Genomic DNA, 21,018 nt, shown 5'->3' on the forward strand with positions numbered 1-21,018 from the left:
GTAATATAATACTCTGAATATAGAGGATTAGGGCTTTGGTCTGGAAACTGTTTCAGAAAACGTTTGGTAAGTCAGGTAAAGATGTTCAAACCCGACTTGAACAGGCCAAAGCACAATTAAAAGATGAGCCAGCAGATGCATTTAGCAAGCTGGCCGTTCTTGCGCGGGAAGGAAGCCCCGAAGCTCAATTTTTAGTTGGGCAATGTTATCTTACGGCGCAGGGGGCACCACCAGACTTGGTGGAAGGTGCGCGTTGGGTGCGCCGTGCAGGCCAGAATGGATGGGCGCAGGCATCTTTTGTTCTGGCGACGCTATATTTGCACGGCTTGCCGCAAGAAGTGGATGCAGATGCTCCAAAATCCATTTTTGATGATTCAGCGGAGCAAACGAAGCGAGAGCCCGATTTTATCAAAGCTGCACACTGGGCCCAGCGTGCAGCAGAGGCCGGATATGCTGATGCTCAGGCTCTGTATGGATATATTTTAACGGCTGGCCCGGAAAGTATCCGTAATCCTGAACAGGCACTGGAATGGTACCGGGCGGCTGCATCTAATGGGTGCGTGCAGGGCCATTTGGGAATTGGCCTTGCCGCGCTGGCGCAGGCAAAAACGCAAGAGGATTATACGGCTGCCGCTGTTGAGCTGAAAAAAGCGGCTGATGGTGGTATGGGCACAGGCCTGTATCTTATGGGGGTAATGACGGAGCGTGGTATCGGCGTTCCTCAAAATATTCCTGAATCCACACAGTATTTTGCAAAAGCAGCAGAAAAGAAAGTTCGTGGCGCACAGGCAAAATATGGCTTGGCCTTACTTTCTGGTAAAGGCGTTGCCCGTGATGCGGTGCGAGGTGAAACGTGGTTAAGGCGTGCCGCGTTGGCCGGAGATGCTGAAGCTGCTGCCATTTTGGGGGATATGCACGGGCGGGGAGGTGAGATGCCCCCCAATTATGCGGAAGCTATTTCCTGGTATCGTTTTGCTTCGGATCAGGGGCATGCGGCTTCCAGTCGTACATTAGGTAATATTTATCTGAGCGGTGTGGGAGTGCCGAAAGACCCACAGGCAGCTGCGCAATGGTTTAAGATTGCAGCAGAACAGGGCGATAAGGAAGCTACGGCTGAATTAGGTAATCTGGCCTTGGCGGGGATTGTTCCCACCGCAGAGGCTGCCGAAGTTCTGGAATGTTATCGGAACGCTGCGGCACAGGATGACTTTCTGGCTGCGTTCAATGTTGGGGTTGCTCTTGCTCAGGGGGTTGGCTCCCAGAAAAATGAGGAAGAGGCTCTTAAGTGGATTCGTAAAGCTGCCGATAAAGTCGTGAATGCGCAGTATTGGTATGGACGTATGCTGCTAGAGGGCCGAGGCGCAGAACGGAACCCTCAAGAAGGGCGAGAGTGGGTGGAAAAGGCTGCTGAAACTGGCATGACTGAAGCCCAGCTTGCCTATGGGCACTTGCTTATTACTGGGACAGGTGGCCCAAAAGACCATCCCCAAGCCTTGGAATGGTACAAAAAAGCCGCAGATGCTGGCAATGTGGATGCCATGTTTTCTATTGGTGCCATGCATGGTGGTGGGCATGAAATTCCAGAAGATTTGGTTCTGGCACGCTCATGGTTTCAACAGGCGGCAGAAGGTGGCCATGGCCTCGCGCAGTTGATGATGGGGCGTTATCTGGCCAATGGAATAGGCGGAGATAAGGACCTGGAGGCTGCGCGATCTTGGTACCGCAAAGCAGAAAAACAGAATATTTTGCAGGCGAGTATCGAACTTTCCAAGATCGGGGTGAATGAAGGTGCGCCGACACCTTCCTAGAAAAATTCTAGAAATTTCAAAGGGTTTAGTATTTCATTTTTACAGTAAAATTAAAAGAGTAGGTTCATATCCATGGCAACCCTGAAACAGTCTGAGAGTCAGCAGGCAGGGTTTGTCACGGAGGCAGATCGGGCAGCATATGAACAGCGCGCAAGTGCAGCAGCACAGGAATCCTTCCGGCAGGGAAATGCGGCTTGGCAAGCAGGATCTTACGTTCTTGCGCGGGATTGGTTAGAAAGAGCCAACAGACAAGCGCGTGATAACCCACATGTTATGTTCGCGCTGGTTTTGGCGCGTCAGGCGGTGGGAGATAATGAAGCCGCTATTGAGCTTTTAGAGCAGCTTCTAGAAAATTTTGATTTTCGCGAGGGATGGAGCCTGCTGGCAACATTAAAGCAGGCGCATGGCGTTGGTTATCAGGCTTTACGTGCTATTCGGCACTTGCTTACGTACTATGCTTGCACACCAGATATAGAAAAACTAGCAACAATTATTACGCGTTTAAATGGTGTTGCCAGTTGGTATGGATTGCAGGGGAATGGCCAAATTGTAGGAGTGGGTCTTCCAGAAAAAGGGCTGCAGCTTGTTATTGATGGTAATCTAAAAAAAGCTTTGCGTAAAAAGGGGGCTTGGTTTTGTCCTTCTGGTTGGCAAAAAGCGCATATGCTTTGCATAATATCTGCTCAGGGCGTAATTTTTCCAGATGGTGGTGTGTGCCCACAAAAAGTTCTTCAGTGCGAAGGGTTGGTGGATGTTGGAGAAAAAGGGCTGACAGGCTGGGTTTGGCTGCCGCATGATTCTGATAATGCACCTATTTTGGATATTCTAGATGCACAAACCAATAGGAAAATACTAACATTTTGTGCGGAGGATTTTTGTAATTCTGTTAGCTCAAAACAACCATTAGCGCGATATAGGGCGATCACAGTTCCCTTTTCTGCGTTACCAGAAGGCCCGGTAAGAGTGATTGGGCCAAACGGAAAAGATTTAGCTGGCAGCCCAATATATCCGGATATGATGCGCTCTGCGGCCAGGCAGATTGCATACTATGTGGCAGAGCAGAGTAGAGGAAAAGAACTGCCTCGAACACGCGTGTCTGTTCCAGAAATTATACCTATTCCTGTTATGGAGGAGGGAAGCACACAACTAAAAGTTTCGGGCTATGAGGCTGAAACTGTTGTTGTTATCCCAGTTTTTAAAAATGCTACACGCACTTTGGCCTGTTTGCAGAGTGTGTGGGCAAGTTTGAAACCAAAGGCATCTGTGCACGTTTGGGTGGTGAATGATGCATCCCCGGAGCCAGAATTGGTCACCTCTGTTTCAGATTTTTGTCAGCAGGTGGGTTTCCAGTATCTGGAAAGGATACGCAATGGTGGCTTTCCATGCGCGGTAAATGAAGCGCTTCGCCATCTGACTAAGTATGATGCTGTGTTGCTGAACAGCGATACATTGGTGCCAGAAGGCTGGTTGGAAGCATTGCGGAAAATTGCCTATGCGGCGCCAGATACAGGAACGGTAACCCCTCTTTCTAATGATGCCAGTATTTTTTCCTATCCAGATAAAAATGGTGCAAATCCGGTGCCTGATCTGGAAGAAACAGATATGTTCATGCAAATGGCGCAGGCAGCCAATATGGGGCGTGCGGTAGAAGCGCCTACAGCTCATGGCTTTTGCATGTATATCCGCCATGATTGTTTGCAGCAAACTGGGCTATTGCGTGAGGATGTATTTGCGCAAGGCTATGGTGAGGAAAACGATTTTTGTATGCGCGCCCGCGCTCTTGGGTGGAAGCATATAGTTGCCCCTGGGGTCTTTGTAGCTCATGTGGGCAGCAGTTCATTTGGAGAAAGTGCAAGCCCCTTAATGCTGCGGAACCAAAAGGTTCTGGAGCAGTTGCATCCTGGGTATCATGATTACGTTGCAAGATGGATTGCAGCAGATCCTCTTTTTTCAGAACGTAGGCGCCTTGATCTTGTCCGGTTTAGAGGTGACAGAGAAGAAGATTTTTTAGATCAGGCTGTTCTGTTGGTAACGCACGCTGTTGGCGGCGGCGTAGAAAAGGTTGTGCAGGAGCGCGTCGCCTTTTGGAGTGGGCGCAAAATACGCCCGCTTATCCTACGTCCATCTGAGCAGGGGTGTGTGCTGGAAGACGGAGGAAGTGAGGTAACGTATCCTTCCTTATGTTTTGACTTTGCCAAGGAGACGGCGCTTCTGCTGCGGCTTTTACGTGCAGAAGGTGTTGGGCGGATTGAGTTCCACCAAACTGCGGGGCATGATCCGCAAGTTATGGATCTACCAGCGCGCTTGAGATGTGCATATGATGTATTCGTGCATGATTACATCTGGTTTTGCCCACGTATTTCGTTGATGGGCTGGGAAAATCGTTATTGCGGTGAACCAGACGTGGCAACATGTGAGGTGTGCGTGACGGTGCTGGGGCGGCGCGTAGATGATACAACCAGTGTTGCAGCCTATCGTAAAACCGCACATGCTTTTCTACAAACAGCAGAACAGGTTTTTGTGCCATCGCGCGATACAGAGCAAAGAATGCAAAAGTATTTTTCTGACGTGCGATTTGCTGTGCGGAAATTGGAAAAAGATAGCCTTCTAAAAAAGCAATTTCAGATTCCAAAGCTGGTTGAGCGTAAAACAGCACAGGCCAGTGCATTTTTGGCGCAAGGCCTTAAGCGTAAAGCATCGCGTATTCGGGTATGTGTTGTGGGCGGCATAGGGCCAGAAAAAGGCTATGATATTTTGTTTGAAGCCGCAGTGGATGCAGCTTTGCGTGATCTACCACTAGAGTTTGTAGTTGTGGGCCATACACGTGATGATGAGAGACTGTTAAAAACAGGACGCATTTTTGTAACTGGTGAATTTCAAAAAGAGGATGTTGTTTCCTTAATTCATGCAGTAGATGCGGATATTGCTTTGCTTCCGTCTGTATGGCCGGAAACATGGTGTTTTGCTTTGGGAGATATCTGGAAAGCCGGATTACATGTTGTTGCGTTTGATCTGGGCGCGCCGGCAGAACGCATTCGATCCACAGGTTTAGGGTGCGTGGTGCCGTTTGGTATTTCCATACAGGAGTTGAATAAAAAATTACTGGAAAAGGGTAAGGAGATGGAGAAAAAAAGAAGGCTTTCGCTTACCTAACTCTTTCTTTACTTACCGGTGTTTTTTTGTTTTACAGTTTAGCTGAAAATTTAGGATGGAAGAGGTTTTATGTCTCAGGCAAGCCAGCAGCGGATTACTGATCTGAAAGTCACAGGTCATCTGATGACACTCCAGACCGGTCTGTTCTGTATCAGCCATGCAGCAGGTCAGCAGCCGCCAACAGCTGCCGGTTTACCTGGGGTTCGTATTTCTCTTCCTCCTGTTTCTGCTCCAGGCAATGTGCAGATTGTAACGTTTGAGCAAGATGGCTGGCTGGGTGGCAGAAACAATGCTGCGTTGGTGCGTGTGCGCCGCGGTCCAGCGCAGGTGATGATCACCATTTATCAGGAAATGAACACACGGCATGATGCGCCGCGTTTGCAGGTTATCCAGCTCAGTGCGGAATCTGATCCGCTGCCAGTTCCTGCACCTGCCGCAGTGCCTGTAGTATCTGAGGCAGCAGCTCCGAAAGAGGCAGCACCAGCAGAAGCACCACTGGTTCAGAAGCCAGAAATTGGTGCGCATATCCAGCGGCGTGGTGATGTTACCGGCATTATTGGCGAATGGATGGGTGTTCCGGGTAGTCAGGCATGGATTGAAGGTTTTGGTATTGCACCCGCTCACCTCATCCAGTCTGATGATATTGAGTATCAGGCTGTTCTGGGTAAGGGATGGCTTTCTCCGTGGGTAGAAGGTGGTCAGTATTGTGGCAGCCGCGGAATGGCGTTGCCTATTTTGGGTTTGTGTGTGTGCCTGAAAGGTGCCGCAGCTAAAAAATTCATTTGCCGTGTTACAGCCAGTTTTACAGATGGGACCAAAATCGGGCCTGTTGATAACGGTGAACCCGTAGAAGCTGATAGCCTTGCACCGTTGGAAGCTTTCCTTGTTGAAATTCTTCCGCGTGATGCAGAAACCAAGGCAAAGCGTGGTGGGCGTAAACGGAAGCAGAATGCTGCAGAAGATCTAGCAGTCCTGTTGGAAGAAGAAATAGAAGAACTGGAAGCTGAAGTTCTGGAAGAGGCTGCAGAGCTTCTTGATGAAGAAGAGTTTGAAGAAGAAATAGAAGAAGAGGTTGAAGAGGAAATTCCGGTTAAGCCAGTAAGGCGCGCCGCCAAATCTCAGCCCCGTCGTGCTTCTTCGGCTGCCCAGAAAACAGCAAAGCCAAAAGCAACAGGGCGCGGTGGAGCACGCGGGCGCAAGCCTTCTCGCCGTTAAGATATTCTCATGGGACAGGCCTGGTTTAAATGCCGGGCCTGTTTTTATTTGTGATCAGAGCAGCACGCAGGTGCAGGTTTGAAATACCTTTTTATCCATCAAAACTTTCCCGGCCAGTACCTGCACATTGTACGCCATCTGGTGCAAAACGATGACAACGAAGTTGTTTTCATTAGTGAAGATAACCAGAACGCCATTAAAGGTGTGCGCCGTGTAAGATACCGTATGCCCCGTGGCGCTGCGGCACAGGCTCATCTGGCTGTGCGCGAGTTGGATATGGGCATGGTGCGCGCGAACGAGGTTGAAAAAGCCGCTCGCACTCTCAAAAATCTAGGGTTCCAGCCTGATATTATTATCGGCCATCATGGGTGGGGAGAGCTGCTGAATATTCAGGATGTTTATCCTGATGTGCCTGTTTTGGGATATTTTGAGTTCTATTATCATACAGAACCTGGATTTGATGTTGGGTTTGATCCGGAGTTTCCGCTGCAACCCCAAATGTTGCCGATTGTGCGGGCCAAAAACGCCATTAATTTGTTGGCTTTAACAGGCCCTAGCTATGGCCAAACGCCTACAGATTTTCAGAAAAGCGCTTACCCAGCATGGGCCGCAGATAAAATTACCGTGCTGCGTGAAGGTGTAGATCTGGAGACCTGCAAACCAGACCCCAAACTTGCAAAAAAGATTTTCAAGTTAGATGACATCAAAATTTCACCTAAGAACAAGCTGATTACCTATGTCTCGCGCGACTTGGAACCCTATCGCGGCTTTCATGTGTTTATGCGAGCGCTTCCTCGGATATTGGAGGAAGAACCCAACGCACACGTTATTATGGTTGGGGGAGATGGTGTCAGTTATGGGGCGCCACTGGCATCGGGTTGCTGGCGGGAGAAAATGCTTCAGGAACTGGAAGGGCAACTGGATCTAAGCCGGGTGCATTTTGCTGGTAAAGTTGATTACCCGGATTTTCTACGCCTTCTGCAACGTTCAGATGCGCATGTTTACCTCACATATCCTTTTGTAGCTTCGTGGTCTCTGCGTGAGGCAATGGCTATGGGGTGCGCGATTGTGGGCAGTGCGACTGCTCCAGTGCAGGAATTTCTGACAGATCAGGAAACTGCTGTGCTGGTGCCGTTTATAGAGCCAGACAAAATTGCGGATGGTGTGCTGGAGTTGCTGAACAATAAGCCACTGACAACCCGTTTACGTCGCGCAGTCAGAGAAAAAGCTGAGCAAACTCTTTGCATCAAGTCGTATCTTGCGGAATATGAAGCTCTTATTGCGCGTTTGATCGCAACACACAGGGTAGACGCTGGTCTTCCTCCTGCAGAAAAACAGGAAGAAACACAAAAATCAGCAAAGTCTGTAAGAAAGCCGGTGGTTCGTCGTGCGGCTAGTAAAACTGTTGCTGCGCACACTACTAAAAAGACGGCTTCTTCTGTTACGGCAAAAACAACACGATCTACGGCTCAGAAAATAACTGCAAAGCCACGTAAAACCGTTTCTGCTAAAAGGCGGGGCTAGAAGTCTAGCCCGATATAACCAGTAGTTACGCGCAAAACGTGGAAGTGGTTATATCGGGTAGCTTTTTACTGCTGGGGTGGAATGGACAGATTAACTTGATCTGCCAACTGAATAACCAGCTTACGCATTAAGGATGCGGTATCCGCATCTGTAGAAACAGATCCCGTAGCTGTAAGATGCGCACGGTTGCGAATGAGCGGCTTTTTAGGATCCCGCGGGATAACGGCCCAGTTGGCATCCAAAACCGCCTGACCATCTACATTTACATCAAAGCGTGAAACGTTAATCTGAACGCGCATATTGGCGGCATCTGCCAACGGCTGATCTGTAATCAGTTCGTTGGGATGAGATGATGAGATTTCATTAGTCACCAAATCTGTAATGCCCAGAGAAAGCCGTGTTGCCCAGCGTGAGCGCGGGCTGCGGATCACTTCTTCTCCCTGCCGGGTGATCATGTCCTGACTATCAAGATAATCAGGCAATACCGCGCGGCTGATTTCTATGGTGGTCAAACGGGCAGAAAGATGCGGCTGCTGAACATCCCGGTCTCCCGGCATGCCAAGCGTATAAAGCCGAAGGGGAGGGGAGGCGCAGCCTGCAAGCAGGGTACATGCGCCCAGAAAAGCCAGAGCAATATGGCGAGGAGTAAACATCATGGGCGGCGTCCCATCAGCAGAAGTTGCGGGTTACGTTCCACATCGCTGGCGAAGCCACGTAGGGAGGCCGCAGCAGCAGCAATATCCCGCAATGAGGCATCCAGATTTGCTCGGTCGATAGAACGTGGTGAAAGGATATCCTGCAAGGAATCTAGAGTTTTTGTAGCAGAGGCTAATGTTGCGTGCAGATCCTTGCCACGTGCATCAAGCTGCGTATTTCCAGTATCCATCAGCTTGTCCATTTTCAGGAGTGTTACGTCCAGCTTGGCCTGTAGGTCTTTAATGGCATCTGTTGCAGCCTGCACTGTTTCGTGGGAACGGTCAGCCGTTTCCTTCACGCTGGAAATCAGTGGAGGCAGATCATCACGTAGGTGATCGCTCAAGGATGTAATGGACAGCAGAGCCAGATCTGCATGGTGGCTGATATCCTTGATAGGAATCTGGCCGATCGTGTCCTTCAGCTTTTCCATAGTGGAAAGACGCACAGGAATTTCCGGCAGATCGGTAATGCGTGGGTGCAGAACGGGTGTAACGGATTTATCAAAATCCAGTTCAATATTGGATTGGCCCGTAACAAAGCTTTGCAGGTTCAGTTCAGCGCGGAGTCCGTTGCTGATCATTTCCTGAATGCTCACTTTTGTGCCCCCCGGCACATCCCGCACTACATGAATCTGATCTGGCTCCAGCGTGAGCACAACAGGAATGTAAGCCTTACGGTCCTGCGGATCAAAACGCAGCGTAATGTTTTTAACTGTTCCAACCTTAACGCCGCGGAAGTTTACGGGCGCACCCACAGAAAGGCCGGTGATGGAGTTCTGGAACACAACGGCAGCTTCCCGCGAGGGGGTGAAAAAGCGCATGTGCCCAAAAGCCATGATAATGAACAGGCCCAGCAAGCCGCCAAGGATCACAAACGCGCCGATCAGAGTTTTCCGGTTTGTGCTTTGAGACATGCCGTTCAGCCTTCTGTCTTGTCTGCGGAGGGAATAGAGGCAGATCGGTTCATAAACGCCGTTACCTCAGGAATCTTGCAGGTATCGTGCAATGCGCGCGGTGAACCATGCGCAATGGGTGTGTGTGTTTTGGCATCCAAAAAGATGCCATCGTCTGCAATAGCGAACAGGCTGGGCAGTTCATGGCTGACAATCATAATGGTTGCCCCCAGCCCATCCCGTAATGTCAGGATCAGATCATCCAGCCGGGCAGACGTAATGGGGTCTAGTCCTGCGGAAGGTTCGTCAAAAAACAGAATGTCGGGTTCCAGAGCAATGGCGCGTGCAAGCCCCGCGCGTTTGCGCATACCGCCGGAGATTTCGGAAGGAAACAGATCAATTGCCTGTTCCATCCCAACAAATCCGAGTTTCAATTCCACTAGGCGCCGAATGGTATCAGGCTTGAGCGTAGTGAACATTTCTAGCGGCAGGGCTACATTTTCCCCTACCGTCATAGAACTCCATAAAGCGCCGCTTTGAAACAGCACACCGTAACGGTGATTGATATCCGTGCGGCGAGAATCGGATTGCGCCCAATAATCTTCTCCATCTACCAGAATCTGCCCGGCGGTTGGTCGCAGCAGCCCGATCATGCTTTTGAGCAAAGTACTCTTGCCGCAGCCAGAACCACCCATAATGGCAAAGATGGAGCCACGCTTCAGATCAAAGGAAACATTTTGCTGAATGACCTTGGGGCCGAACGATAACTGTAAATCGCGAACGGAAATAAGGGTTTCTGCGTCAGACATCATCAGATTCCAAGCGCGTTGGCTATCACGGCAAAAATGGCATCCATGGCAATAATGCCCACAATGCCAATAACCACGGCGCGTGTGGCGGCAATGCCCACATCAGCCGCACTGCGTCCGGCTTTTAGCCCTACGCGACAAGCCGCCAGCGCAATAAAGCTGGCGAAGAAGAAGGATTTGATAAATCCGAAGATAAATTCCTTCAGCTCCACGCCATCAAAGGTGGATATCCAATAGCCGATGGGGGAAACATCCATCATGCTCATGGAAACGGCAAATCCGCCAAAAATCGCAACAATGGTGCCATACAGATAGAGCAATGGCATCATGAGTGCGAGAGACAGGATGGATGGCAGCAGAATGTAACTGGAGATAGGGATACCAAACACCTGGAGAGCATCAATTTCTTCGTTGCCCAGCATGGTGGAGATGCGGGCTGCATAAGCGCCGCCGGTTCGACCCGCCATGATAATGGCTGTCATGATAGCCGAAATTTCACGCGCGCAGGCAATGCCTACCAAGTCTGTAACGTAAATTTCTGCGGCAAACTTCCGTAGTTCTACCAGCCCGACAAAAGCCAGAATGGCACCTACAAGAAAATTGACGATGCCAACAATAAGTAAGGCATCGGGCCCGGCATTCCAGATATCCAGCAACAGGTCTTTCATGCGCATGGCGCTTTTGCCACGCACAGCCTGTGCAGCACCTTTGGCGGTATCTAATGCCAGTTCACTTACTGTGCCTGTTTCGGTTAACCCATTCAGGGTTATGTCACCCACTCGCGCAAAAATACCTTCGTTATTGCGCGGAGGTTGTGCCGGTTCGGCGGGTGCATCGGGTAAAAGGGCTAGAAGCCTTTGCGCGGAGGCCGGAAGGCCTTGCTCATCAAAATGAAGCTGCGCCTTGCTGGCGGCCTGTTTGACATCCCACAAAAAAGCAACAAAAGCCGAATCCCAGCTTTTCAAACCGGTTGCATCAATGTGGAGAGTATGGCCGGGTTCTACGGGCAGTTTATCTTGCGGAAAGGGCGTTGTGCCCCCTGCCTGAACTGTCCAAGCTCCTTCAACATTCAAGCATACACCATCTGCCGTGTTCTGAAGAGACCACGAAGGAGTGTCGGTAGCCTTGGGAAGACCGGAAGAGGGAGATTGATCAGCCATAATTTGGTGGCGACATTACGGCACGGGCAAGCCTATGACCAGTCCCCTTAATTCATACATGATAGAAGTGGTAAACCTTGGGTTTGCCTTGGTTTAAGATCAATAACTTGGCTGACAGTCCGTTTTAACAGGACAGCGTTGCGCCTGATGGCAGCATTGCATGGCATACCAGCCTTCGGCTACATGCAGCGCCAGATGGGGTACACACTCCATTACCAAGTGTTGTACTAACGCAAAAACCTTCTGGCTGAGCCGTTCATGGCTGCTGCATGGTATTTGATGAATCGCATACGGGAGTTTTCATGCGACGCAGACGTGGGCGGCCACTTAACGGCTGGCTTATAGTAGACAAGCCTTCCGGCATGACATCAACTCAGGTGGTGGGGCGCGCCAAACGGCTGTTTGATGCGCAAAAGGTAGGGCACGGCGGTACGTTGGACCCGTTGGCAACGGGGTTGTTGCCATTGGCTTTTGGTGCAGCCACAAAAACTGTACCTTATGTAATGGATGGAACGAAGGTGTACCGCTTTACCCTTAAAATGGGTGAAGCGCGTGATAGCGATGATGCCGATGGCAATGTGATTGGTACATCTGACGTGCGTCCTTCTGATGAAGAACTGCGGGCTGCCTTGCCAGCGCTTACAGGCGATATCATGCAGGTGCCTCCCGTTTTTTCTGCTCTGAAAGTGGGGGGGGAGCGTTCCTACGATATGGCGCGGGAAGGGCGTCCGCCAGAATTGCCGCCGCGGCCTGCACGGGTGGATCGGTTTGAGCTGATAGAGCGGCCAGATCGGGATACCGCAGTGTTTGAAGTCGAATCCGGTAAAGGTGTTTACATGCGTGCGTTAGCGCGTGATGTGGCGCTGGCGTGCGGAACTGTGGGCCATATTACTGTGCTGCGCCGCCTGCGCGTGGGGCCTTTTACAGAAGCCGATGCGATTGTGCTGGACAAAATCACCCCAAACGACGACAACGCCCATGTTTCACCGGAACTTCTGCGTCCGGTCTCGACCGCGCTGGCCGACATCCCGGCGCTGGCCTTGACACAGGATGAAGCAGTTCTGCTACGGCACGGGCAAGCTCTCGGCCTTGTTGATCTGATGGGGCGTATCCCACGGACCGCCGAGGATGGGGGCGTTGTGCGTGTTATGGACGGTGAGCACGTGCTGGGTATTGGCCGTTTGGAAGACGGATGGCTGAAGCCGGTACGGATTCTCTAAAACCTGATATGTTTTTTGATGGAGACATGTGATGTCGATTACTGCTGAACGCCGCACGCAAGTTATTGCTGAATACCAGACTGCACCGGGTGATACGGGCTCCCCGGAAGTGCAGGTGGCGATCCTGACCGAACGGATTAACAACCTGACCGAACATCTGAAGACCCACGCGAAGGACTTCCATTCTCGCCGTGGTCTGCTGATTCTCGTTGGTCGCCGCCGCAGCATGCTGGACTACCTGAAGGGCAAGAGCCAGACGCGTTATGAAACGCTGATTGGCCGCTTGGGCCTGCGCCGCTAAAAACGGCTTAACGAACGGGAAGAGGTGTTGTGTATACATGATCTCTCTTCCCGTTCGGAATTTTCGCTAGCACTTGTTTGCTGGCGTCACCATATTGGATATAGCCACAGGTTTTACATCAGGGCGTTTCGTGCCCGGTAAGCCACGGCGTTTCCGACCACATGGCGCCTGGGAGGTTTGTTCCGCCAGTCACCATGCCGTCCGAGGCGCTGTCCGCCCAGCCGGTCTGTCCTGTTGTTCTGTGGCTCTGAAGTGAAATAGAACAGAGGCTTACAGAATGTTTAACTACTTCCGTAAAGAGATTGAATGGGGCGGCCGCCCACTGATTTTGGAGACCGGCAAGGTTGCCCGTCAGGCTGATGGCGCTGTTATGGTCACCTACGGTGAAACCGTTGTGCTGTGCACCGCCGTTGGCGCTAAGGACGTAAAGCCGGGTCAGGATTTCTTCCCGCTGACAGTGAACTATCAGGAAAAAGCCTACGCAGCAGGCAAGATTCCCGGTGGTTTCTTTAAGCGTGAAGGTCGTCCTTCTGAAAACGAAACACTGGTTTCCCGCCTGATCGACCGTCCGCTGCGTCCGCTGTTCCCAGAAGGGTTCCGCAACGAAGTGCAGGTGATTGCAACCGTGCTGACGCACGATATGGAAAATGATCCTTCCATTCCTGCGCTGATTGGCTGTTCTGCAGCTCTTACCCTGTCTGGTATTCCGTTCTTTGGCCCCGTTGGCGCTGCCCGCGTTGGTTTTAAGGATGGTGCATTCATCCTGAACCCCACGCAGGAACAGATTAAAGAATCAGATCTGGAACTGGTTGTGGCTGGCACGACTGAAGGCGTGCTGATGGTGGAATCCGAAGCTTCAGAACTTTCTGAAGAAGTGATGCTGGATGCCGTAACGTTCGGTCATACAGCGTTCCAGCCGGTTCTGGACGCCATTATCTCCCTGGCAGAACATGCAGCCAAGGAACCTTGGGCACTGGCAGAGCCAACCAAGGAAGAAATCCAACTGCGCAAGCAGGTGGAAAAAGCAGGCCGCAAGTTGATTGCTGATGCTTACAAGGAAAAGCAGAAACAGGCCCGCTACGAAAAGCTGAAAGCAGCGCGTGAAGCGATTGTTGAAAAGCTGACATCTGATGAACTGGACGTTGCAGCCGCCAAGCCGATGATCAAGGATCTGGAAGCTGATGTGGTGCGGTCTTCCGTTCTGAAAACCGGCAAGCGTATTGATGGTCGTGATCTGGTAACTGTTCGTCCGATCGTGCCGGAAGTGGGCATTCTGCCGCGCGTGCATGGGTCTTCTCTGTTCACCCGTGGTGAAACACAGGCGCTGGTTGTGACCACGCTTGGCACCGGGCAGGACGAACAGGTTATTGATGCGCTGGAAGGTGAATATCGCACCAACTTCATGCTGCATTATAACTTCCCGCCCTTCTCTGTGGGTGAATGTGGGCGTATCGGTTCTCCGGGCCGTCGTGAGATCGGGCATGGCAAGCTGGCATGGCGCGCTATTCACCCGCTGATGCCTTCCCGTAAGGAATTCCCATATACAGTGCGTGTGGTTTCCGAAATTACGGAAAGCAACGGGTCTTCTTCCATGGCAACCGTGTGTGGTGGCTCTCTGGCTCTGATGGATGCTGGTGTGCCGCTGAAGCGTCCGGTTGCTGGTATTGCCATGGGCCTGATCAAGGAAGGCGATGATTTCGCTGTTCTGTCCGATATCCTTGGCGATGAAGATCACCTTGGGGATATGGACTTCAAGGTGGCGGGCACCGAGCAAGGTGTGACAGCCCTACAGATGGACATTAAGATTACCTCCATCACGCCGGAAATCATGAAGATTGCTCTGGGTCAGGCACGTGATGGCCGGATGCACATTCTGGGTGAAATGAGCAAAGCGCTGACAGAAACACGCACCAACGTGTCTTCTACAGCGCCGAAAATCACCACCATGAAGGTGCCCCGGGAAAAGATCCGTGATGTGATCGGTTCTGGCGGTAAAGTGATCCGCGAAATCGTGGAATATTCTGGCGCGAAGGTTGATATTGGGGATGACGGCACAATTACCATTGCCGCAGCTTCTGATGATCAGGCACAGAAGGCCATTGATCGGATCAACGGCATTGTAGCGGAGCCAGAACTGGGCCGCATTTATGATGGTAAGGTTGTTAAAACTGCCGATTTTGGTGCGTTTGTAAACTTCCTTGGTGCGCGTGATGGCTTAGTGCACATTTCCGAACTGGCGCAGGGTCGCGTTGGTAAAACCACAGATGTGGTGAAGGAAGGCGATACCGTGAAAGTTAAGGTCATTGGCTTTGATGATCGCGGTAAGGTTAAGCTGTCCATGCGTGTTGTTGATCAGAGCACGGGTGCGGATATCACGGAAACTGTGGGTGAAAAACCCTCACGTGGCCCCCGTCGGGATGCTGAATAAGCATCCCTTTTCGGGTCACTTTCAACCATACGGATAGTTGCAGGAACGATAGGACGGTCATGAAGGCGATCAATACGGTTCGCATGGGGGGTGTGGATATCCTGCCGCTGGTAGAAGGCGGTAAGGGGGTCTCTGTCTCCACAGGCGTATCGGCCGGGGCATGGGCTGCAGCAGGTGGCGCGGGCACGGTTTCTATCGTCAATGCAGATAGTTATGATGAAAATGGGCAGCCAGTTCCCCAGATCTATCACGGTCGTACGCGCCGTGAGCGGCATGAGGAACTGGTAGATTACGCCATTTGTGGCGGTATTACCCAAGCGCGTGTGGCGCATGAAATATCCGGCGGAAAAGGCCGGGTTCATGCCAATATTTTGTGGGAAATGGGATCAGCCGAACGGGTGATTACCGGTGTGCTTGAAGGTGCGCCGGGCCTGATCCACGGTCTTACATGTGGCGCGGGTATGCCGTATCGGCTGTCTGAAATTGCGGCACGGTTTGGGGTGCATTATTACCCCATCGTGTCATCTGCACGTGCTTTCAATGCATTATGGAAGCGGGCTTACCATAAATCTGCCGATCTACTGGGTGGCGTAGTTTATGAAGATCCTTGGCGTGCAGGAGGGCATAACGGGCTTTCCAATACGGAAAATCCATTAAAGCCAGAAGATCCTTACCCGCGTGTGGCGGCCTTGCGTAAACTTATGCGTGGGTTTGGGTTGGATAATACGCCCATTATCATGGCGGGTGGTGTATGGTGGCTGGAAGAATGGGAAGATTGGATTGATAATCCAGAGCTTGGTCCCATTGTGTTCCAGTTTGGTACGCGCCCACTATTGACGAAAGAAAGCCCTATTCCGGAAGCATGGAAGCAGCGTTTACTGACCCTGAAAAAGGGTGATGTATACCTAAACCGCTTCTCTCCCACGGGCTTTTATTCTTCTGCGGTCAACAACAGTTTCTTGCAGGAACTGCGTGAGCGTTCGGAACGGCAAGTTCCTTTTGCTATGGCGGCAGAAGAAGATCTGGTTGTGCCCTACGGCATTGGTGCGCGTAAGCGTGAAGTGTTTGTAAAAGCAGAAGATCTGCCACGTATTCAGCAGTGGGAACAGCAGGGCTTTACTGAAGCTCTTCGCACACAGGATTCTACTCTGATTTTTGTGACGCCAGACAGAGCGCGCGAAATTCTGGCAGATCAGGCCGATTGTATGGGCTGTCTGTCTGAATGTCAGTTCTCTAACTGGAGCCAGCGTGGCCCCAAGTATTCCACGGGTCATAAAGCAGACCCACGTTCTTTCTGTATTCAGAAAACGCTTCAGGCTGTGGCGCATGCCAGTGGCCCGGATGCGGCCCAGGTGTTGGATCATAATCTGATGTTCGGTGGTACAAACGCTTGGCGCTTTGCGACCGATCCTTTTTACGCCAACGGGTTTGTGCCAACGGTGCAGCAGTTGGTGGATCGGATTATGACTGGGCGCTAAATCAGTCAGATGTAAATACTGGTTTCCAAGAAAAAGGCGGTTCCCATAGGGAGCCGCCTTTTTTCATTAACCTATAAATGTTGGGGTTTATCGCCCCATGCGGGAAAATTTTTTATCTGTTTCATACTGGTTGAGCGCATAAACAGACCAGATCGCTGCCGGTATCCAGCCAATAACAGTTATCTGCAATATCAAGCAGATAATGCCCGAAAATGGGCGACCAATCGTAAAAAACTGAAACCACGGAAACAGTAATGCCAAAAGTAGGCGCATGGCTGGAACTCCTTATAGTGTGCATCATGATGGGCACAGCCTTTTGCCCGAAGCAAGTCTACTATTTCCGCCGCTAGGTGGAGCGGATTTTGTGTGCTAGAAAATATTCTGCAAGTGCCGGGTAACCGGTGCAGAAGTGGATTTGGCACATGCTCCATAACCCGGAGCGTGCAGCATGACAGAGCGGATAAACCTTGACCGAGATTTCTGACCAGCCGGGTGTACCGGAACCCTCAGACTTTCTGCCCGTAACCATTGAGGAGGAGATGCGCTCCTCCTACCTCGCGTATGCGATGTCGGTTATTGTCAGCCGTGCGCTGCCGGATGTGCGAGATGGTCTTAAGCCTGTTCATCGTCGCATCCTGTATGCCATGCATGAAAGTGGTTTTACCTACGATAAACCTTACCGCAAATCTGCCCGTGCAGTTGGTGAGGTAATGGGTAAATACCATCCGCATGGTGACTCCTCCATTTATGATGCCATGGTGCGTATGGCTCAGTCTTGGTCCATGCGGGTCAAGCTGATTGACGGGCAGGGTAACTTTGGCTCGGTGGATGGTGATAGCCCCGCTGCCATGCGTTATACGGAAGCCAGATTGGCCAAGGCTTCCACATTTCTGCTGAATGATATTGACCGCGATACGGTCGATTTTCAGCCAAACTATGATGAAAGTGAAGAAGAACCAACTGTTCTTCCTGCCACATTCCCAAATCTGCTGATCAATGGTGCTACGGGTATTGCGGTGGGTATGGCCACCAATATTCCTACGCATAATCCATCAGAAGTTATTGATGCCACGTTGGCGCTTATTGCCAATCCAGATCTTTCGCTTGATGATCTGATGGAATATGTGCCGGGGCCAGATTTCCCTACAGGCGGTATTATTCTTGGCCGTTCTGGCATTCGCAGTGCTTTTGCCACAGGGCGTGGGGCTGTCATTATTCGTGCCAAGGCAGATATTGAAGAAATCCGCAAAGACCGTAAGGCCATTATCGTTACGGAAATTCCGTATCAGGTTAACAAGGCCACTTTGCAGGAACGCATTGCCGATCTGGTACGCAATAAGCAGATCGAAGGCATTGCCGATATCCGCGATGAATCTGATCGCTCCGGTATGCGGGTGGTTATCGAAATCAAGCGTGATGCCACACCGGAAGTGGTGCTGAACCAGCTTTATCGCTTCACGCAGCTTCAGACCTCCTTTGGCGTGAACATGCTGGCGCTAGATGGTGGCAAGCCCCGCCTGATGGGCCTGAAGGATGTGCTGGAAGCCTTTATTGCGTTCCGTGAAGAAGTGATTCTGCGTCGTTCGCGGTTTGAGCTGAACAAGGCGCGTGATCGTGGACACATTTTGGTTGGACTGGTGATTGCCGTTGCCAATATTGATGCAGTCATTGCTTTGATTCGCGGCGCGCCAGATGCAGCCGCTGCGCGTGAATCCCTGATGGCAGCTCAGTGGAATGCCGCAGATGTAGAGCCCTTGTTGGCCCTAATTCATGACGACGGTAACGTGGTTGTAGATGGCAAGGTGCGTCTGACAGAAGCACAGGCGCGCGGCATTTTGGAACTGCGCCTGCAACGTCTGACCGGTTTGGAACGAGATAAAATCCAGCAGGAGCTCTCGGAAGTTGCCTTGCGTATTAACGAGCTTCTGGAAATTATCGGTAGCCACGTCCGCCGTATGGAAGTGCTGCGTGATGAACTTTCTGTAGCACGGGCAGAAATTGCTACCCCACGCATGACCGAAATTGCGGATTATGCAGGGGATCAGGATGATGAAAGCCTGATAGAACCCGGCCAGATGGTTGTAACCATCACGCGGGAAGGGTTTATTAAACGTACGCCGCTAGATGTGTTCCGGGCACAAAATCGTGGTGGCCGTGGCCGCACGGGTGCCGGCACACGTGGCGATGATATTGTTGTGCGTTCCTTTAATGCGCACACCCATCAGTGGGTCATGTTCTTCTCTTCTGGTGGTAAAGTATATCGTCAAAAGGTCTGGCGTCTGCCAGAAGCTGGGCCAGCCGCCAAAGGCCGCGCCTTGGTAAACCTGTTGCCAGATTTGGGTTCTGACAGCATTACGGCTGTGCTGCCATTGCCGCAGGATGAGGAATTGTGGGAAGCCCTACATCTTGTCTTTGCAACGGCCAGCGGTAATGTGCGCCGCAATCGTTTGAGTGATTTCCGCAATATCCGCTCGTCCGGCATGATTGCCATGAAGCTGGATGAAGAGGATAGCCTGATAGGCGTTGCTACCTGCCGTGAAGGGCAGGATGTGTTCCTTGCTACACGTGGGGCGCGTTGTATCCGCTTCCAAATTACCGATGACACATTGCGCGTGTTTGCTGGTCGTGGATCTTCTGGTGTGCGGGGTATCCGCCTTGCAGAAGGTGACCGCGTGATCAACCTTGCTGTGCTGAACCATGTTGATGCAACAGTAGAAGAACGTTCGGCTTATCTGCGGATGGCGAATGCCAAGCGCAGGGCCGAAAATGCAGCAGAAGCAACTGAGGAAGATGCAGATACTGTGCAGGCCGATTCGGATGAAGAAGAAGGCAGCAACACAGATGCGCTGCTTTCTCCAGAACGGTTTGCACAGCTTGAAGCTGCTGAAGAAATTCTGCTGATTGTGAGTGATGGTGGGTTCGGGCGTCGCTCTTCCGCGTATGATTACCGTGTTAGCGGGCGTGGTGGGCAAGGCATTACCAACATGACGTTCTCGGCCAACAAGCGCGGGAAAGAAGTGGCTGCTACCTTGCCTGTTCTAGAAGGCACAGATGTGATGCTGGTAACGGATGCGGGCCGCCTTATTCGTGTGCCGGTTGATCAGGTACGTGTCATGGCGCGTCAGGCTAGTGGAGTGACGTTGTTCCGCCTGAATGATGATGAACGCGTCACCAGTGTCTTCCCCGTTATGGATGATGGTGAAGATGAAGCCGGAGAGGCTGAGGGGGAATGAACACCCCCGCAGGCTCCGTGCCCAAGCGGGTCGGCTTTTACGCGGGCACGTTTGATCCGGTAACGGTTGGTCATCTGGATGTGATTGAACGTGCATCCAGATTGGTGGACCGGCTGGTGATAGGCGTTGCCCATAACCCGGGCAAAAATCCGCTTATGCCATTGGATGAGCGGATTGCCTGTGTGGAAGAAGCCTTGCCAGCCATTCGCCAGAACACGGGTGGGGATATTGTGGTGGTGCCATTTGATTCCCTGTTGGTGAAAGCTGTGCGGGATAATGGCGCAACGCTGATTTTTCGTGGTCTTCGGGTGCTTTCTGATTTTGATTACGAAATCCAGATGAGCGGCGTAAACCGCAAACTGGATGCCGGAATTGAAAGCGTGTTTCTTATGGCTTCAGAACGCACCCAATTTATTTCTTCCCGTCTGGTGAAAGAAATTGCCAGTTATGGTGGAGATATTTCGGAATTTGTAACACCAGGCACACAGGCGCGTTTGTTGGCACGCCTAGCTGACAGGAAAAACGTTTCTGTCTGAAGTGGCAAGCATGGGTGTTGCAAACACAAGGAGAGTTTCTGATGTCTTCAGAAGATAAAAACGATATCATTCATATGGATATCCCGCACGGTCGCGTCATTATTAAACTGCGTCCGGATCTGGCCCCCAAGGCTGCGGAACGTATTCGCACGCTGGCGACAGAAGGTTTTTACGATAACGTACCTTTTCATCGTGTTATTCCCGGCTTTATGGCACAGGGTGGTGACCCAACGGGCACGGGTATGCATGGTAGCAAACTGCCGGATCTGCCTGCAGAATTCACAAACAAAGCCAAGTTTGAACGTGGCACTATCGGCATGGCTCGGACGTCTGATCCGAACAGTGCTAACAGCCAGTTCTTTATCATGTTTGAACCTTCTCCGCACCTTGATGGTCAGTACACCATTGTGGGTGAAGTGATTGAAGGCATGGAAAACGTAGATAAAATCAAACATGCTTCTGGCATGTCCGGCATGGTGAAGGATCCAGATCGGATCTCTCGTATGCGTCCGGCAGTTGGCGAAAAATCCTGATTTTTCGAATATCTGCAAAAAAGCGTCACTCC

Annotated in this window: 16 protein-coding genes; 11 read left to right on the forward strand and 5 right to left on the reverse strand. The window is 51.4% G+C overall.

The window, feature by feature from the left end:
- The first annotated feature begins 35 nt into the window (after positions 1-35).
- From A4S02_RS13620 to A4S02_RS13635, 4 genes are all read left to right on the forward strand, one after another.
- Positions 36-1,808: a tetratricopeptide repeat protein gene (locus A4S02_RS13620; RefSeq protein ID WP_070324089.1), complete on the forward strand. Its 1,773-nt coding sequence runs from the start codon at positions 36-38 to the stop codon at positions 1,806-1,808.
- 66 nt (positions 1,809-1,874) lie between these two features.
- Positions 1,875-4,961: a glycosyltransferase gene (locus A4S02_RS13625; RefSeq protein WP_082246850.1), complete on the forward strand. Its 3,087-nt coding sequence runs from the start codon at positions 1,875-1,877 to the stop codon at positions 4,959-4,961.
- Between the two features lie 69 nt (positions 4,962-5,030).
- Positions 5,031-6,176: a hypothetical protein gene (locus A4S02_RS13630; protein WP_070324091.1), complete on the forward strand. Its 1,146-nt coding sequence runs from the start codon at positions 5,031-5,033 to the stop codon at positions 6,174-6,176.
- A 78-nt stretch (positions 6,177-6,254) separates the two neighbouring features.
- Complete coding sequence (locus tag A4S02_RS13635; RefSeq protein ID WP_070324092.1) at positions 6,255-7,700, forward strand: glycosyltransferase family 4 protein; 1,446 nt, start codon at positions 6,255-6,257, stop codon at positions 7,698-7,700.
- 65 nt (positions 7,701-7,765) lie between these two features.
- Here the strand turns inward: A4S02_RS13635 and A4S02_RS13640 are convergent, their stop codons facing one another.
- Genes A4S02_RS13640 through A4S02_RS13655 form a run of 4 tightly spaced genes read right to left on the reverse strand, consistent with a single transcriptional unit; the run spans position 7,766 to position 11,257 of the window.
- On the reverse strand, positions 7,766-8,353 hold the full coding sequence (locus A4S02_RS13640) for a PqiC family protein (RefSeq protein WP_026019289.1): 588 nt from the start codon (positions 8,351-8,353) through the stop codon (positions 7,766-7,768).
- The gene (locus A4S02_RS13645) at positions 8,353-9,309 is read right to left on the reverse strand and encodes an MlaD family protein (RefSeq protein WP_006115381.1); all 957 of its coding nucleotides are present in this window, start codon (positions 9,307-9,309) and stop codon (positions 8,353-8,355) included. The genes A4S02_RS13640 and A4S02_RS13645 overlap by 1 nt, the downstream gene beginning before the upstream one ends.
- A gap of 5 nt (positions 9,310-9,314) precedes the next feature.
- The gene (locus tag A4S02_RS13650; RefSeq protein WP_019088551.1) at positions 9,315-10,100 is read right to left on the reverse strand and encodes an ABC transporter ATP-binding protein; all 786 of its coding nucleotides are present in this window, start codon (positions 10,098-10,100) and stop codon (positions 9,315-9,317) included.
- The gene (locus A4S02_RS13655; RefSeq protein WP_019088550.1) at positions 10,100-11,257 is read right to left on the reverse strand and encodes an ABC transporter permease; all 1,158 of its coding nucleotides are present in this window, start codon (positions 11,255-11,257) and stop codon (positions 10,100-10,102) included. The genes A4S02_RS13650 and A4S02_RS13655 overlap by 1 nt, the downstream gene beginning before the upstream one ends.
- A 302-nt stretch (positions 11,258-11,559) precedes the next feature.
- On the opposite strand from A4S02_RS13655, the gene truB reads away from it, so the two are divergent.
- The 4 genes from truB to A4S02_RS13675 all read left to right on the forward strand — a co-directional run bounded on the left by truB (position 11,560) and on the right by A4S02_RS13675 (position 16,684).
- Positions 11,560-12,477, forward strand: a complete 918-nt coding sequence (gene truB / locus A4S02_RS13660; RefSeq protein ID WP_070324284.1) for a tRNA pseudouridine(55) synthase TruB — start codon at positions 11,560-11,562, stop codon at positions 12,475-12,477.
- Between the two features lie 31 nt (positions 12,478-12,508).
- Positions 12,509-12,778 (forward strand): 30S ribosomal protein S15, encoded by a 270-nt coding sequence (rpsO, locus tag A4S02_RS13665; RefSeq protein WP_014457520.1) that lies wholly within the window; start codon positions 12,509-12,511, stop codon positions 12,776-12,778.
- A gap of 277 nt (positions 12,779-13,055) precedes the next feature.
- A complete protein-coding gene (pnp, locus tag A4S02_RS13670) occupies positions 13,056-15,206 on the forward strand; it encodes a polyribonucleotide nucleotidyltransferase (RefSeq protein WP_070324093.1) in 2,151 nt (716 codons plus the stop codon).
- Between the two features lie 59 nt (positions 15,207-15,265).
- Positions 15,266-16,684 carry an NAD(P)H-dependent flavin oxidoreductase gene (locus tag A4S02_RS13675; RefSeq protein WP_070324094.1) on the forward strand — a complete coding sequence of 473 codons (1,419 nt, stop codon included), beginning with the start codon at positions 15,266-15,268 and terminating at the stop codon, positions 16,682-16,684.
- 87 nt (positions 16,685-16,771) lie between these two features.
- Here A4S02_RS13675 and A4S02_RS13680 read toward each other — a convergent pair whose 3' ends face one another.
- On the reverse strand, positions 16,772-16,957 hold the full coding sequence (locus A4S02_RS13680) for a YqaE/Pmp3 family membrane protein (RefSeq protein WP_019088546.1): 186 nt from the start codon (positions 16,955-16,957) through the stop codon (positions 16,772-16,774).
- A gap of 194 nt (positions 16,958-17,151) precedes the next feature.
- On the opposite strand from A4S02_RS13680, the gene gyrA reads away from it, so the two are divergent.
- Genes gyrA through A4S02_RS13695 form a run of 3 tightly spaced genes read left to right on the forward strand, consistent with a single transcriptional unit; the run spans position 17,152 to position 20,986 of the window.
- The gene (gyrA, locus tag A4S02_RS13685; protein WP_070324095.1) at positions 17,152-19,917 is read left to right on the forward strand and encodes a DNA gyrase subunit A; all 2,766 of its coding nucleotides are present in this window, start codon (positions 17,152-17,154) and stop codon (positions 19,915-19,917) included.
- Entirely contained in the window at positions 19,914-20,453 is a 540-nt protein-coding gene (gene coaD / locus A4S02_RS13690) for a pantetheine-phosphate adenylyltransferase (RefSeq protein ID WP_019088544.1), read from the forward strand. Before gyrA ends, coaD begins: the two co-directional genes overlap by 4 nt.
- A gap of 41 nt (positions 20,454-20,494) precedes the next feature.
- Complete coding sequence (locus tag A4S02_RS13695; RefSeq protein WP_070324285.1) at positions 20,495-20,986, forward strand: peptidylprolyl isomerase; 492 nt, start codon at positions 20,495-20,497, stop codon at positions 20,984-20,986.
- Positions 20,987-21,018 lie beyond the last annotated feature (32 nt).

Source organism: Acetobacter ascendens, assembly GCF_001766235.1.
In the GTDB taxonomy this organism is placed as follows: domain Bacteria; phylum Pseudomonadota; class Alphaproteobacteria; order Acetobacterales; family Acetobacteraceae; genus Acetobacter; species Acetobacter ascendens.